The organism is Nocardioides nitrophenolicus (genome assembly GCF_016907515.1).
Lineage (GTDB): Bacteria > Actinomycetota > Actinomycetes > Propionibacteriales > Nocardioidaceae > Nocardioides > Nocardioides nitrophenolicus.
Genome location: NZ_JAFBBY010000001.1, coordinates 4748074 through 4761823, shown reverse-complemented (window position 1 = coordinate 4761823; position 13750 = coordinate 4748074). Strand labels below are relative to the sequence as shown.

The window sequence follows — 13750 nt, the reverse complement described above, 5'->3', positions numbered from 1 at the left end:
GGACTCCACCTGCTCCGCATGGACACCCACCCGCCGATCGTAGATCGGCTGGCTCCGGTCAGCCGCCGACCCGCCGGGGCAGCCGCCACCCGGCCGGGAGCCGCTCGACGTGGCCGTCGGCGAGCAGTCCACCGAGCAGGCGCTCGACCTCCTCGGCACCGAGTCCGGCGACGAGGGCGACCGAGGGGGTCGGTGCGGGCGAGGACACCGGGACGGCGTCGAGAACCTGGCGGGCGCGGACGGAGAGCCGGTCGCGGGGGCCGGCGGGGGCGCGGGCGACGTCGCTGAGGTCCTCGCCGGCGGCGCCGAGCAGCTCGAGCACGTCCTCACCGCGGGTGACGAGCGTGGCGGCACCGACCCTGATCAGCTCGTGGACGCCCTCGGAGGCGGCGCTGGTGACCGGTCCCGGGACGCCCATGACGGTCCGGTGGAGCTGATCGGCCCAAGAAGCGGTGTTGAGGGCGCCGCTGCGGATCGCCGCCTCGACGACGACGGTCCCGCGGGTGAGGGCGGCGATGATGCGGTTGCGCGAGAGGAACCTGATCCGGAACGGGGCCGAGCCGGGCGGCGCCTCGGAGACGACGGCGTGGTGGGCGGCGAGGTGGTCGAGCATCTGGCGGTGGGCGAGCGGATACGCGCGGTCCACGCCGCAGGCGAGGACGGCGACGGTCGGGGCGTCGGCGCTGACGGCGCCGCGGTGGGCGGCGTAGTCGACGCCGATGGCGGCGCCCGACACGACCGGGCGGCCGGCTCGGCCGAGGACGGCGGCGATCTCTCCGGCCACCTGGTCGCCGTAGCCGGTCGAGGAGCGGGAGCCGACGATGGCGACGGCGGCGCCGAGCCGGTCGAGGCGGACCGGGCCGCGGACCCAGAGGCCGACCGGCACCTCCCCCCGCGCGTGGAGTACGCCGGCGCCGGCCAGGTCGTCGAGGGAGCCCGGCCACTCGTCGTCGCCCGGGATCACGAACCGGATGCCGCGGCGGGCGGCGTGCTCGAGGACCCGCTCGGGCCGGACCCCGGCGAGCCGACCGGCTGCGGCGGTGAGCTCGGGACGCAGATCGGGCTGCTCGCGCAACACCTCGAGGAACCGGCGGCCGCCGAGCTCGCGGGTCAGGCCGAGGCAGCGCAGGTCGCCGGGCTCGGTGACCAGGTTGATGGTGGCGCGGGCGAGGCGCTCGTCGTCGAGATCACTCACGCGGCCCCCTCCGAGCCCGGCTCCTTCGAGCCCGGATCAGGCTGGACCTCCCCATCGGGCCGGAACATGGCCAGGTCGAGCGACTGGCCCGAGCGCAGCCGCAGGGCGGTGCGGACCTCGTCGACCCCAGGGGCCAGCTCGCGCCCGGTCCGCACGGACCGGAGGTCGGCGACGGTCCAGGCCAACCGCTGCACGCGGACCGCGCCGCGGGCGCTCAACCGACCGGTGAGCATCTCGGCGTCGACGACCCGCTGGGCGTCGGGTGACAGCGGCCAGGTGTCCTTGAGCCGGGGACTCGGGACCTGACCGTTGAGCCGCCAGGGTCGGCCGGCGTAGCGGTCGTGCTGTCGCTGGCGGGCGGCGGCGACCCGGAGCCGCACCTCGGCGGAGGTCTCGACGGTGCGGAACGGGTCGTGGTTGGACGGCGCGGCCGGCTGGACGTGGCGGAGGATGTCGATGCGGTCGACGATCGGGCCGGAGAGCTTGGCGCGGTAGGCGCGGCGGACCGTCTCGGCGCACGTGCAGCGGTTGGCGCGCATCGCGGTCGACCAGTTGCCGCACGGGCACGGGTTGCTGGCGACGACCAGCAGCGCGCTGGCCGGCAGGGTCACCGACTCGTCACGGCGGGCGATGGTGATGTCGCCGTTCTCGAGCGGCTGGCGGAGTGCCTCGACCACGTCGGCGCGGAACAGCGGGAACTCGTCGAGGAAGAGGACCCCGCAGTGAGCCCGGCTAATCGCGCCGGGCTGGACCCGGCCGGAGCCGCCACCGACGACGCTGACCTTGCTCGCGTCGTGGTGGGGCGCGGCGAAGGGTGGACGCACCAGCATCCCCTCCTCGGGGTCGAGGGATCCGGCGAGCGAGTGGAGCGCGGTCAGCTCGAGCGACTCCTCGGGTGTGAGGTCGGGGAGGATCGTGGGGATCCGCTCGGCCAGGCTGGTCTTGCCGCAGCCCTTCGGTCCCGAGAGCTGGAGCGGGTGAGCGCCGGCCGCCGCGACCTCGACGGCGTACTTCTCCTCGGCCATGCCGCGCAGGTCGCGGAAGTCGAGCTCGTCGAGCCGCTCGTCGCCACGCCAGGAGAGCAGCCGGAGCCCGGTCGCGGCGGCCACCGGCGGGGCCAGCGGGAGCTCGTCGCCGCGCAGGCCGGCCACGACCTGCGCGAGCGAGCGGACACCGATCACCTCCATGCCCGGCACCATCATCGCCTCGGCGAGCTGGGGCTCGGGGAGGTAGACCCGCCCGATCCCGGCCGCCGCCGCGGCCAGCACCATCGGGAGCACGCCGAGGGCCGAGCGCAGGCCCCCGGAGAGGGTGAGCTCGCCGATGAAGACCGTGCCGTCGAGCCAGCCGGGCTCGAGCTGGCCGTCGGCCGCGAGCAGGCTGACCGCCATCGCCAGGTCGAAGTGGGTGCCGGACTTGCGCAGGTCGGCGGGCGAGAAGAGGAAGGTGCAGCGCTTGGTCGCGGGCCAGCGCAGGTCGGTGTTGATCAACGCCATCCGCACCCGGTCGACCCCCTCGCGCAGCGACGTGTCGGCCCGGCCCACGACGACCGTGGTCGACTGCCCGACGGACACGTCGGTCTGTACGTCGATCAGGTGGCCCACCGCGCCCGCCAGCGCCACGCACCGCGCGGTCGCGAAGGGCATCAGCCGCACCTCTCGAAGCGGGCAGGAGCGGGAACGCGAGCGGGAGCGCGAACGGGGTCGAGGGCGGGATCACGGGCGGAGGTGGTCATGGGGAGCAGGTTGCCCGGGGGCGGCGGCACGGGGGCATGGCCGGCGTGAGGGCTGTGGACGGGCGGGCCCGGCGAGGGCGGCTGTGGACGAACGAGGTCGGCATGCGGGATCGGAGTGACGGGTGAGGCGGACGGGCGACGTCCCGCTCAGAGGCCGGGGACGTGCTCGACCACGGCCGCGCCGCGCCGCGGCAGCAGCACGGCGACCAGGTCGACGCGGATCCCGTCGGGGTGGACGCCGTGCTCGAGCATCCACCGCTCCCCCAGCCGCCGCAGCCGGTCGAGCTTGACGTCGGTGATCGCCTCGTGGGGAGCGCCGGCGACGAGGGAGGTGCGGGTCTTGACCTCGCACACGACCAGGGTGGCGTGGTCGCGCAGCAGGATGTCGACCTCGCCCTCGGGACAGCGCCAGTTCCGTTCGAGGAGCACCAGGCCGCGGCCGGTGAGGTGCCGGACGGCCAGGTCCTCGCCGTAGGCGCCGATCGCCCGGCGGGCGCGTGCGGTGGTCATCGACCCGGCGCTGTCGTCATCGGTCCAGCGTCGGGAGATCCGCACGCCGACGGGGCCGGAGCCCGGCGGCCTGTGGAGGAGCGGGTCCGCGGGCCGGCCCTGTGGACCGACCCGGTCACCACGCGGGACGTCCGTGTCCCCTGGGGCACCGTGAGGCGGGAGAACGACGAGGAGCGACCCCGAGCTCACTCCACGAGCCGCGGCGCACCACAGCGCGGCTCGTGCTCGACCCACAGGTCGGCGCCGCCGAGGTTGAGTCCCAGCATCTCGGACAGCGTCTTGATCACGGTCGCCTGCAGGCTCGCCGTCAAGGTGTTGAGCGAGGACTTGAGGACGTCGGAGATCTGGGTCGTCAGCGCCGTGGTCAGCTGGGAGGTCAGCGCCGAGCTCGCGGTCAGTACGCCGTGGAGCACCGGTCCGGTGAGGAGCCCCAGCAGCCCGGTCTTGCGGTAGTCGTAGCTGCCGCCGACGGACACGGTGGTGGCCAGCGAGAGGGCGCCGATCTGCGGGATCAGCGTGCCCGGGACGGGATACGCCTTCGGGTGGGCGGGGTCGGACCAGTAGGAGGCGGGCACCGTCACGGTCTGCGTCGATGCGGTGACGCCGGTGGCACTCGCCAGCTTCGGCGTCGCCGTGAGGTCGACCTTCAGCGTCGCCGCGCCCAGCACGTCGGTGCCGACCAGGACGCCGACGAGGGAGACCAGCGGACTGAGCACGCCGGGCAGGCCGCCCAGCAGGTTCGTGAGCAGGGTGGTGCTCTTGGAGACGTCGAGCGTGGCGGTGACCGACGCGTGGATCGCGCCGGAGATGCTGGGGGCCGGCACGGCGGCCGAGTTCACCTGGAGGGTGGCGCCCTGTGGGCCGCCGGTGTCGCACCCGTCGACGCTGAGCAGCGTGGCGTCGGCGTGGGCCAGCTTCGTCACCACCGACAGGTCGATGGCGTCCACCTTCGCGACGATGCCGGTCAGCCCGGCGATGGTGACGGGGAGGGTGCGCTCGGGCGACTGGACCCGGGTGGTGAGCACGATCTGGGACGTCTCGGCGAAGTTCCCACTGTTCGTGCAGGCCTTGCGCGGTCCCTCGATGACGCTCAGCGTCGTGGTCAGGGTGATCCCGGCGACCGGGCCGACGGTCAGCCCGGGAATCGCGACGGCGTGCCCCTTGGTGGCGATCAGCACCGAGCCCATCACCAGGTCGAGGACGTTGACGCTCGAGGCCAGTGCCGAGGGATCGCTGGGCGCCGCCTCGATGAGGTCGGCGATCTTGATTGTCGGGGCGCTGAGCGCGACCGCCGCGCGGATGGCCTGGAGTGCGGTGATGGTGGCGGCGCTGGCGCCGTGCCCCGGCGACGACAGGACGTCGATCGACGCCTGGATCAGGTCGGCGACGTTGACGTCGTCGGCCTTCAGCAGCTCGTTGACCGTCCCGACGCCGAGGTTCCCGGTCTCCACGAGGTCGAGCAGGCTCACGTTGGCGTTGGCGATGCCGTCGTAGCCGACCAGCCCGACGTCGAGGTTGGATCCGAGCAGCCCGTTGAGGATCGGGTTGAGGAGCGTGCTGTCGCCACTGCGGACCTTCGCCACGAAGGACCCGATCCGGAAGCAGGCGCCCTTGTCGGCGGAGGCCACGGCCCGGCGCTGCGCCTTGCCGGTCCGGGTGGTCATGATGGGGAACCCGGTCTCGGTGTGAGCGACGACGCGGACGGCGGTCGGGATCAGGGCGTCGTCGGCCGGCCGGCGGTAGGCATGGAAGGAGCCGTCGACCATCTCGCCCCAGACGACCTCCAGGGTCGGCACGTGTCCGTCGTGGGTGCCGATGACGCTGTCGTTGCGGTCCCGACTCTGGTTCGCGAGCGTCTGGTCCTTGCCGCCGGTGGTGAGCTGGGCGAGCGTCTGGCCCTCGTTCAGCTCCTGGGCCAGGTCGAGCGCCACGACGTCGGCCAGCGACTGCGCGTCGGACCGGGCGACGCGCTGCATCCCGAGGTCGACGGCCAGCGCGGCCGCTACCAGCATCACCGCCATCGCGAACGCGGCGAAGATCGCGACGGCGCCCCGCTCGGGTGCGCGCTGCGGCGACACTCAGCTCACCCTCACGGTGGCGGAGTAGCTGAGGCTCTCCGGCAGGGTCCGGTCGACGAGCGGGACGGACGGGATGACGGGGTGGTCCCGGTACGGGTAGGTCACCGTGACGGTGACGCACTGGGCCGTGCCGGTCCCACAGGAGACGGCGGCACCGATCTGGCAGGTGACGTGCGGGTTGTCGCAGCTGAGCGTCGTGCCGCCGACGGAGAGCGTCGCCAACGCGTCGTCGATGGCCTCCTCAGCGGAGGACGTGCGCTGCGAGGGGTCGAGCTGGACAGCGGCCGCTCGCGCCCCCTCGGTGGCGGCCTGGCTGAGCGTCTGGCGGAACGACAGCATCATGCCGTAGCTGACGATGCCGAACACCAGGAGCACGAGAACCGGCACGATCAGGGCGAACTCGACCGCGGCGGTGCCGCGTTCCCGCCGCGTCGACGACGTACGCCCGCCCAGCACGCAATCCCTCATCAGCCGGCCTCCCCGGACTCGCTCCCATGACGCCCCCGAGCGACGTGGCTCACAGTAATGGCCTTCGGAACGCCCGGGGAACGGATCCCGGGGCATTCCACTCGGACGAAGTAGGCGGGCTAGTTCGTTCGGACTAGGCCGGCCTGGTCCCACCCGTGCGGGACGATGGTCCCGTTCGACCCCACCCGTTCGGACGCCGGACGTGGTGCCGCCACGTCACGGCGTTCCCTGACGGTCGGCCAATCTTGGCTCCCGACCCCGATTGTCACCCGTTCGGGCTTCGCTGCCGGCTCCCGGTTGCCGACAATCGGACGGGAGTTCGGTCGGCTCGGGCCGACGACGGGGAGGCAGTCATGGCTCTGGTACGACGGTGGGTGCGCCGCGCCCGGCGGCGGGACGCCGCGCGGGGTGCGGCGGCCGTGGAGTTCGCCCTCGTCGGCGTGATCCTCGTGCTGATCGTGTTCGGGATCCTCCAGTACGGCCTCTACTTCGACGACTCGCTCAACGCCAACCACGGCGTGCGGGAGACCGCGCGGATGTCGGTGGTCGGCAAGACCACCCCCGGCTGCGGTACGCCGGGCTGGCCCGCCATCTCCTGCACCGTCGAGTCGATGGTCGACCGGGCTCCGGCGGACACCTACGTGAAGCTCTCGGCTCCCGACGGCTGGGCGCGCGGCAACCTGCTGCAGGTCTGCGTCCTGGTCCGCTCGCGCGGCGACTTCGGCATGCTGCCGATGCCCAACGGCGGCTTCGTGCGGGCCAGCCTGCGGATGTCGATCGAGGAGGACACGGCCAAGCCGGCGGGCACCGGGACCGCCGACGCCGTACCGACCGGACAGAGCTGGGCATGGTGCGACTGAGCCGCGGCGGGTCGACCGAGGAGCGGGGCGCCGTGGCGGTGCTGGTCGCCCTGATCGCGGTCGTCCTGCTGATGTCGGCGTCGCTGGTGATCGACCTCGGCCTGGCGCGGGACGTCCGCGGCCGGGCGCAGAACGCCGCCGACGCCTCGGCGCTCGCGGCCGGGAACGTCCTCTACGACGCCGCCGGCCGGCCCCAGATCGCGGCCGCGACCGACGCCGCCCGGGCCTACGCCGCCGACAACTTCGACGTCGCCGAGGCGGCGTGGGGCGGGTGCAAGGACGACGGGCACCTGGACTACGCCCCGGACTCGCAGTGCATCTCGTTCGACGACGCCGAGCGTCCGAGCCGGGTCCGAGTGCGGATCCCGAGGCGTGAGGTCAAGACCGCGCTCGCCGGCCTGGTCGGGGTCAGCGAGCTCCACATCAGCGCGCGGGCGACCGCGACCGTCGACCCGGGCGTGGTCTTCAAGTGCTCGCTGTGCGTCCTCGGCGAGGGCCCGCACACCCTGGGCAACGGCGACGCCACCGTCACCGCGAGCAGCGTGCACTTCAACGGAAGCGTCTCGACCGGGCCGAACGGGCACGTCGAGGCGATCGGCGACGGCAACGAGATCACCGTCGAGAAGAGCGCCACCGGCAACTACTCGCCCGCGGCGGAGAAGGTCTCGAAGAAGATGGGCGACCCGCTCGGGGGCTGGGCGATGCCCGCGCCGTACGGAGCGCCGAGGACCAACCCCTGCACCGACGGCCCGGGGGTGTACGGCGACGCCACGCTCGGCAACAAGGACACCTGCACCCTCGCTCCCGGGCTCTACGTCCTCACCGGCACCTGGAGCATGGGCAACAAGACCGTGCTGAAGGGCACCGGCGTCACGATCTACGCGGCGTGCGGGACGCGGACCGCGCCGACCCGCTGCGCCCCGGGCCAGCAGGGCGGTGCCTTCGACGCCACCAACAGCAACGGCGTCACCCTGACGGCCGGCGCCCCCGGGTTCGGCGACCTGGCGATCGTCTACGACCGCAACAACTCCCGGGTGCTCAACATCCAGGGCAACGGCGAGACCACGATCAACGGCACCATCTATGCGCTCAGCTCGCTGCTGTACGCCAACGGCAACTCCGGCAACCAGGTCAACAGCGGCTCGATCATCGTCGACAGCCTCTACATGAACGGGCAGAACTCCCACCTGATCGTCACCAACGGCATAGACCGCGAGTGGCGGGTGCCGCCGAGCGGCCTGCACCTCGCCGACTGAGCAGATCGGGCCGACGGGGCCCGACCACTCAGGACTTCGGCAGCTCCAGGTCGGAGGTCGCCAGCTCCTCGACGTTGACGTCCTTGAAGGTGAGCACCTTGACGTTCTTGGCGAAGCGCGCGGGGCGGTACATGTCCCACACCCAGGCGTCGGCGATGGTCACCTCGAAGAACACGTCGCCGCCCTCGGAGCGGGCCTTCACGTCGACCGAGTTGCACAGGTAGAAGCGGCGGTCGGTCTCGACGACGTACTTGAAGATGCCGACGACGTCGCGGTACTCCCGGTAGAGGTTCAGCTCCTGCTCGGTCTCGTACTTCTCGAGCTCCTCGGCACTCACGAGATCACCCTAGCCCTCGTCGCCAGGCAGCGGCTCGAGACCGGCCGCGCGTCGTACGTTGACGAACCTCATCCGGTGGATCGGCGAAGGGCCGTGCTCCTCCAGCGCCGCGGTGTGGGTGGCGGTGATGTAGCCCTTGTGGGTCTTGAAGTCGTACGCCGGCCACTCCTCGTCGAGCTCGAGCATGATCCGGTCGCGGGTGACCTTGGCGAGCACCGACGCGGCGGCCACGCAGGCCGCGACCCGGTCGCCCTTCCAGACCGCGAGCCCCGGCACGCCGAGCCCGTCGACGGGGAACCCGTCGGTGAGCACGTACGACGCCGGCAGGTCGAGCTTGGCGACGGCCTGCCGCAGCGCCTGCACGTTGGCGACGTGCATGCCGAGCCGGTCGCACTCGTCGTGGGGGATCACCACGACCGACCAGGCCAGCGCCCGGCGCACGATCTGGTCGTAGCAGCGCTCCCGCGCGGCCGCGGTCAGCAGCTTGGAGTCGGCCAGGCCCGGCACGATCCCGGCCTTGCCGGCCGGCAGGATCGCCGCCCCGGCGACGAGCGGACCGGCGCACGCGCCCCGACCGGCCTCGTCGACGCCCGCGACCGGCTCGAAGCCGTGACGCCGCAGCGCGCGCTCGTAGCCGTAGATGCCGGCGTCGCGCCGGACCGTCGCTCCCCTGGGCAGTGTGGACAAGCCGCGCCCCCTAGGCCCCGGGGACGGCGTCGGCCTTCTTCGCCTTCTCCAGCAGGTCGGCCGACGGGGCGTCGGGAACGCTCTCGAACACCTGGGGACGGCTGATCCAGCGCCAGCGGTCCTGCGGCCAGATCAGGGTGAAGACCTTGCCGACGACGAGGTCGGTGTCGACCCACGGGCTCTGCGTGCAGGGGTCCTCGTCGATGCTGCACAGGTGGGCGCGGGAGTCGGCGGAGTGGCCACGGTTGTCGCCGAGGACGAGCAGCTTGCCCTTCGGGATCGGCCCGATGATCCAGTCGCAGGGCTGGGACCGGCCGCCCTCGCGGGCGCCGATGAAGTCGTCGATCTCGGCGTTGCACTGGCCGGGGTCGGGGCCGAGGTAGGCGGACTCGTCGATGGCCTTGCCGTTGACCTTGATCCGGCCCTTCTCGTCACAGCACTCGACGACGTCGCCCTCGGTGCCGATCACCCGCTTCACCAGGTGACCGCCGGTGGGGTACAGGCCCACCTTGGACAGCAGGTTCGCGACACCGGTCGGCCCCTGGGTGTCGCTCGGGCCGAGCCACTCCCCCGGGTCCTGGAAGACCACGACGTCGCCGCGCTTCGGCGTACGCCCGAACCAGTAGGACACCTTCTGGACCAGGATCCGGTCGTTCTTGACCAGGCCCGGCTCCATCGACTCCGACGGGATGTAGAACGCCTGCACGAACAGCGCCTTGATCACGATCGCCAGGCCCAGCGCCACCGCGAGCAGCAGGATGCTCTCCTGCCACACGGGCAGGTGCTTGCGCTGCGCGGAGGAGGACCGGGAGTCCGCCTGGTCGGTCGCCTCGGGGTCAGGGACCTCGGCGGAGTCCGGAGCGGAGTCGTCGGTCGTCACGAGGTAGGAGTCTAGGAGCACGCCCCAGCCGGAACGCACGAAGGCCCGACCGTGTCGGTCGGGCCTTCGTGGTAGCGACGGTCGCGGAGGTCAGACCTCGCGGCGCTCCTTGATCTTGGCCTTCTTGCCGGTGAGGTTGCGCAGGTAGTAGAGCTTCGCGCGACGCACGTCACCGCGGGTGACGACCTCGATGGACTCGAAGATCGGCGAGTGGAGCGGGAAGGTCCGCTCGACACCGACGCCGAAGGAGACCTTGCGGACGGTGAAGGTCCGGCCGATGCCGGAGCCGTGCATGCGGATCACGACGCCCTGGAACACCTGGACCCGCGAACGGTTGCCCTCGATGACCTTGACGTGGACCTTGACGGTGTCACCGGCGCGGAAGGCCGGGACGTCGTCGCGCTTGGCGGCGTTGCCGAGGTCGGTGACCACGGCGGGGGTGGGGTTGCTCATTGCTCTCCTCGCGAATGCGCACAGGTCAGCCGCGGTTGGTGGTGATGGATCGGATCAGGCGTCCCGGTCGGCGATTCCCCTGTGGCAGAAGCGTCCGTGACACCGACCAGCAATGTTCCCACAGGTCGACGTGCGAGACGAAATCTGCTCGTGACACCGGCCCGGGAGGATGTCGCCATGGACTGGGCGCCGCACACCTACGAGCCACGGCCCTGGCGGCAGCGGGTCGCGCGGGGGCCGCGCGCGGACCGCCTGGTGCGCGAGATCGAGGTCTCGCTGCCGCCGTACGTGAGCGGGCTCGACCTCCCCCTGGACCGCGCGCTGAGCGCGATGACCACCGCGAGCGCCGGGGACCTGAGCCATCTCGACCTGGTGCACGGCCGGACCCTGCGCGCCCTCGACCACCTCCAGCTGCGCACCGAGGCGGTCGACTCCTCCAAGATCGAGAACGTCGACGCGAGCCTCGCCGACTACGGCCGCGCGCTGCTGGGGGTCGGGGCGAACGCGTCGGCGGTCTCGATGGCCTCGGCGACCGCCGCACTGCGCCGGATGATCCGCGACGCCGACACCACGCGGTCGATCCGGCCCGAGGCGATCCTGCGCGCCCACCACGAGCTGTTCCGGCGCAACCCGGCCGAGGCCCACCGCGCCGGGACCTTCCGGACGACGCAGAACTGGGTCGGCGGCAGCGACTGGTCGCCCCTCGGCGCACTCCACGTCCCGCCCCCGCCGGAGACCGTCCCCGGCTATCTCGACGACCTGTTCGCCTACGCGAACCGCGACGACGTGCCGGCGGTGGTCCAGGCCGCGGTCGTGCACGCCCAGTTCGAGTCGATCCACCCGTTCATCGACGGCAACGGGCGGATCGGACGCGCGCTCATCCACGCGGTGCTGCGCCGCCGCCGCGCCACCCGACACCTCACCGTGCCGATCGCGTCCGCGTTGGTCGCCCACCGGGAGCGCTACTTCGCCGCGCTCGGCGACTACCGTGCGGGGACGGCGGCCACCCTGGTCGCCATGCTCGCCACCGCGGTCCGGATCGCGACCGCCGAGTCCTGGACGACGGCCACCCGGCTGCACGAGATCCGGGAGAGCTGGGGTGACGCCGTGGGCGGCTCGCGGCCGGGCACCACCGTGCACCGCGTGCTCGACCTGCTGACCGAGGCGCCGATCGTGAACCCGGCGTCGGTCGCCGAGCGGGTTGACGTACCGGAGGCCGAGGCGGCCGCGGTCATCGACCGGCTGACGACGGCGAAGGTGCTGCGCCGGGCACCCCGCTCGCGCCGGGCGCCGGTGTGGCTGGCCGACGCGGTCCTCGACGAGGTGGCCGGGCTGAGCACCCGGATCCAGGAGTCGTCGCGCCGGATGCGGGAGCACTAGCCTGGTGGAACGGCGCGGGCCCGCCCCGGCGAACCGGGACGGGCCTGCGCGTCGTACGACGGCCGGGTGACTCAGTCGAGCGCGTAGCCCTCGCCGTGGAGCACCAGGTCGATGCCGGCGATCTCGTCCTCCTCCTTGGCGCGGAAGCCGATCGTCTTCTCGATCGCCGTGGCGAAGACGTAGGAGACGACGAAGGAGAACGCGATCACGGTGAGCGAGGAGAGCAGCTGGGCCAGGAACAGCTTGACCTCGCCACCGAACACCAGGCTGCCGCCGGTGAGCGCCTCAGCGCCGAAGATGCCGACCCACAGGCAGCCGATGAAGCCGGCGACCAGGTGGATGCCCACCACGTCGAGGGTGTCGTCGAAGCCGAGCTTGAACTTCAGGTCGACCGCGAAGGCACAGATCGCACCGGAGACCAGGCCGAGCACCATCGCCCAGATCGGGGTCAGGAAGGCGCAGGCCGGGGTGATCGCGACCAGGCCGGTGACGATGCCGGACGCGGCGCCGACCGCGGTGGCCTTGCCGTCCTTGAACGCCTCGACCGCGATCCAGCCGAGCAGGGCGGCCGCGGGGGCGACCAGGGTGTTGAAGAAGATGAGCGAGGTCTGCCCCTCGTCGGCGCCGTAGACGCCGGTGTTGAAGCCGTACCAGCCGAACCACAGGATCGCGGCGCCGATCAGCACCAGCGGCACGTTGTGGGCGACCGTCTCCTCCTTGGAGAAGCCGATCTTGCGCTTGCCCAGCACCAGGGCGAGCGCCAGCGCCGCCGCACCGGCCGACTGGTGGATCACGGTGCCGCCGGCCCAGTCGAGCGCACCCTGGCCCAGGCCCCACACGTTGTTGGCGAGCCAGCCGTAGAAGGTGCCCTCGCCGTCGACGCCCCAGATCCAGCGGAAGGTCGGGAACACGACGAACGTGGTGAACAGCGTGGCGAACAGCATCCAGGGCCAGAACCGTGCCCGGTCGGCGACCGCGCCGGAGACCAGCGCCACGGTGATGATGCAGAACGCGACCAGGAAGGCGTGGCTGCCGAAGGCGTTGCCGGCCTCGCCGCCGCCGACCCCGGTCATCAGGTCGCTCATGCCGAAGTCCTGGAACGGGTTGCCGAACAGCTTGCTGCCCCCGTCCGTCCCGTTCCCGGCGATGCCGGTGCCCCCGATGAGGACATAGAGGAGGACCACGACGGCGATCGAGCCGAAGCTCAGCATCATCATGGACACGACGGACTTCTGCTTGACCAGGCCGCCGTAGAAGAAGGCCAGCCCGGGGGTCATGAACAGCACCAGGGCGGCACACAGCAGCTGCCAAGCGAGATCGGTAGTCATAAGCGAACCTCTTGCTCTACTCGGGAAACGTGGCGCAGGGCAGCAGCCCTGCTGCCGGCGTCCGTGGAGAGCATCGCGGCGTGGGGTTTCGCCGGGGTCCGGGGCAGGTTTCGGGGCGGTTACAGCTCGCCCGGCCGTGTGACGTCCCGATGACGCCGGGCCGTCTCGTCCGGCACCCGCTTGGTCAGCGTGACGGTGTGGGGCGGGCCCGGCAGGCCGGCGCGCAGCCGGAAGCCCGCCCGCTTGTACAGGCGCTGGTTGCGCGCGCTCGCCGCGCCCGTGAACAGCAGGTACGACGTCACGCCGGCCGGCGCCACCGCCTGGATGTGCTCGAGCAGGGCGCGCCCCAGCCCGCTGCCCTGCAGGTCGGGCGCGACCATGATCCGGCCGATGTCCCAGGTGTGCTCGCCGTCGAGCCGGCCGCGCACCGCGCCGACCAGTCGGCCGGCCCGCCGCACGACATAGGTGTCCCACTCCGCGATCGAGGCGCGGACGTCGTCGAGCGACTCCTGGAGGGCCGGGATGTCGAGGGTGTCGTTGGCCAGCGCCTCCTGCACCCAGCAGGCTCGCTGGAGGGTCAGGA

At 72.2% G+C, this 13750-nt stretch carries 14 protein-coding genes; 3 read left to right on the top strand and 11 right to left on the bottom strand.

The genetic code is table 11. From position 1 onward, the window contains the following. Positions 1-58: 58 nt before the first annotated feature. The 5 genes from dprA to JOD66_RS22905 form a co-directional block, all read right to left on the bottom strand. Positions 59-1195 carry a DNA-processing protein DprA gene (gene dprA / locus JOD66_RS22925; RefSeq protein WP_204839120.1) on the bottom strand — a complete coding sequence of 379 codons (1137 nt, stop codon included), beginning with the start codon at positions 1193-1195 and terminating at the stop codon, positions 59-61. Next, positions 1192-2841, bottom strand: a complete 1650-nt coding sequence (locus tag JOD66_RS22920) for a YifB family Mg chelatase-like AAA ATPase (protein ID WP_204839119.1) — start codon at positions 2839-2841, stop codon at positions 1192-1194. Before JOD66_RS22920 ends, dprA begins: the two co-directional genes overlap by 4 nt. A gap of 236 nt (positions 2842-3077) precedes the next feature. Further along, positions 3078-3440, bottom strand: coding sequence for a YraN family protein (locus JOD66_RS22915; RefSeq protein ID WP_204839118.1), 363 nt, complete (start codon positions 3438-3440; stop codon positions 3078-3080). Between the two features lie 185 nt (positions 3441-3625). Then, positions 3626-5518 carry a pilus assembly protein TadG-related protein gene (locus JOD66_RS22910; RefSeq protein WP_204839117.1) on the bottom strand — a complete coding sequence of 631 codons (1893 nt, stop codon included), beginning with the start codon at positions 5516-5518 and terminating at the stop codon, positions 3626-3628. Continuing rightward, positions 5519-5986: a TadE/TadG family type IV pilus assembly protein gene (locus JOD66_RS22905; RefSeq protein WP_204839116.1), complete on the bottom strand. Its 468-nt coding sequence runs from the start codon at positions 5984-5986 to the stop codon at positions 5519-5521. It lies immediately after the preceding gene. A gap of 353 nt (positions 5987-6339) precedes the next feature. Here JOD66_RS22905 and JOD66_RS22900 point away from each other — a divergent pair, with 353 nt between their 5' ends. Beyond that, entirely contained in the window at positions 6340-6846 is a 507-nt protein-coding gene (locus tag JOD66_RS22900) for a TadE family protein (protein WP_204839115.1), read from the top strand. Continuing rightward, positions 6834-8102 carry a pilus assembly protein TadG-related protein gene (locus JOD66_RS22895; protein ID WP_204839114.1) on the top strand — a complete coding sequence of 423 codons (1269 nt, stop codon included), beginning with the start codon at positions 6834-6836 and terminating at the stop codon, positions 8100-8102. Before JOD66_RS22900 ends, JOD66_RS22895 begins: the two co-directional genes overlap by 13 nt. Positions 8103-8130: 28 nt before the next feature. Here JOD66_RS22895 and JOD66_RS22890 read toward each other — a convergent pair whose 3' ends face one another. The 4 genes from JOD66_RS22890 to rplS all read right to left on the bottom strand — a co-directional run bounded on the left by JOD66_RS22890 (position 8131) and on the right by rplS (position 10459). Then, positions 8131-8439, bottom strand: a complete 309-nt coding sequence (locus JOD66_RS22890; RefSeq protein ID WP_139622508.1) for a DUF2469 domain-containing protein — start codon at positions 8437-8439, stop codon at positions 8131-8133. Positions 8440-8448: 9 nt separating this feature from the next. Beyond that, positions 8449-9126, bottom strand: coding sequence for a ribonuclease HII (locus tag JOD66_RS22885; RefSeq protein ID WP_204839113.1), 678 nt, complete (start codon positions 9124-9126; stop codon positions 8449-8451). A gap of 10 nt (positions 9127-9136) precedes the next feature. Next, on the bottom strand, positions 9137-10006 hold the full coding sequence (gene lepB / locus JOD66_RS22880; protein WP_204839112.1) for a signal peptidase I: 870 nt from the start codon (positions 10004-10006) through the stop codon (positions 9137-9139). A 90-nt stretch (positions 10007-10096) separates the two neighbouring features. Continuing rightward, entirely contained in the window at positions 10097-10459 is a 363-nt protein-coding gene (rplS, locus tag JOD66_RS22875; protein ID WP_204839111.1) for a 50S ribosomal protein L19, read from the bottom strand. 177 nt (positions 10460-10636) lie between these two features. Here rplS and JOD66_RS22870 point away from each other — a divergent pair, with 177 nt between their 5' ends. Next, positions 10637-11839 carry a Fic family protein gene (locus JOD66_RS22870; RefSeq protein ID WP_204839110.1) on the top strand — a complete coding sequence of 401 codons (1203 nt, stop codon included), beginning with the start codon at positions 10637-10639 and terminating at the stop codon, positions 11837-11839. 71 nt (positions 11840-11910) lie between these two features. On the opposite strand, the gene JOD66_RS22865 is transcribed toward JOD66_RS22870, so the two are convergent. Then, complete coding sequence (locus JOD66_RS22865) at positions 11911-13167, bottom strand: ammonium transporter (protein ID WP_204839109.1); 1257 nt, start codon at positions 13165-13167, stop codon at positions 11911-11913. A 119-nt stretch (positions 13168-13286) separates the two neighbouring features. Next, positions 13287-13724 (bottom strand): GNAT family N-acetyltransferase, encoded by a 438-nt coding sequence (locus tag JOD66_RS28705; protein WP_307823785.1) that lies wholly within the window; start codon positions 13722-13724, stop codon positions 13287-13289. Between the last annotated feature and the right edge of the window lie 26 nt (positions 13725-13750).

What these genes read in the sequence shown, in the direction of transcription:
- JOD66_RS22920 (WP_204839119.1), bottom strand. Translation starts at nt 2,841, where the DNA reads ATGCCCTTCGCGACCGCGCGGTGCGTGGCGCTGGCGGGCGCGGTGGGC.
- JOD66_RS22915 (WP_204839118.1), bottom strand. Translation starts at nt 3,440, where the DNA reads ATGACCACCGCACGCGCCCGCCGGGCGATCGGCGCCTACGGCGAGGAC.
- JOD66_RS22905 (WP_204839116.1), bottom strand. Translation starts at nt 5,986, where the DNA reads ATGAGGGATTGCGTGCTGGGCGGGCGTACGTCGTCGACGCGGCGGGAA.
- JOD66_RS22900 (WP_204839115.1), top strand. Translation starts at nt 6,340, where the DNA reads ATGGCTCTGGTACGACGGTGGGTGCGCCGCGCCCGGCGGCGGGACGCC.
- JOD66_RS22895 (WP_204839114.1), top strand. Translation starts at nt 6,834, where the DNA reads ATGGTGCGACTGAGCCGCGGCGGGTCGACCGAGGAGCGGGGCGCCGTG.
- rplS (WP_204839111.1), bottom strand. Translation starts at nt 10,459, where the DNA reads ATGAGCAACCCCACCCCCGCCGTGGTCACCGACCTCGGCAACGCCGCC.
- JOD66_RS22870 (WP_204839110.1), top strand. Translation starts at nt 10,637, where the DNA reads ATGGACTGGGCGCCGCACACCTACGAGCCACGGCCCTGGCGGCAGCGG.
- JOD66_RS22865 (WP_204839109.1), bottom strand. Translation starts at nt 13,167, where the DNA reads ATGACTACCGATCTCGCTTGGCAGCTGCTGTGTGCCGCCCTGGTGCTG.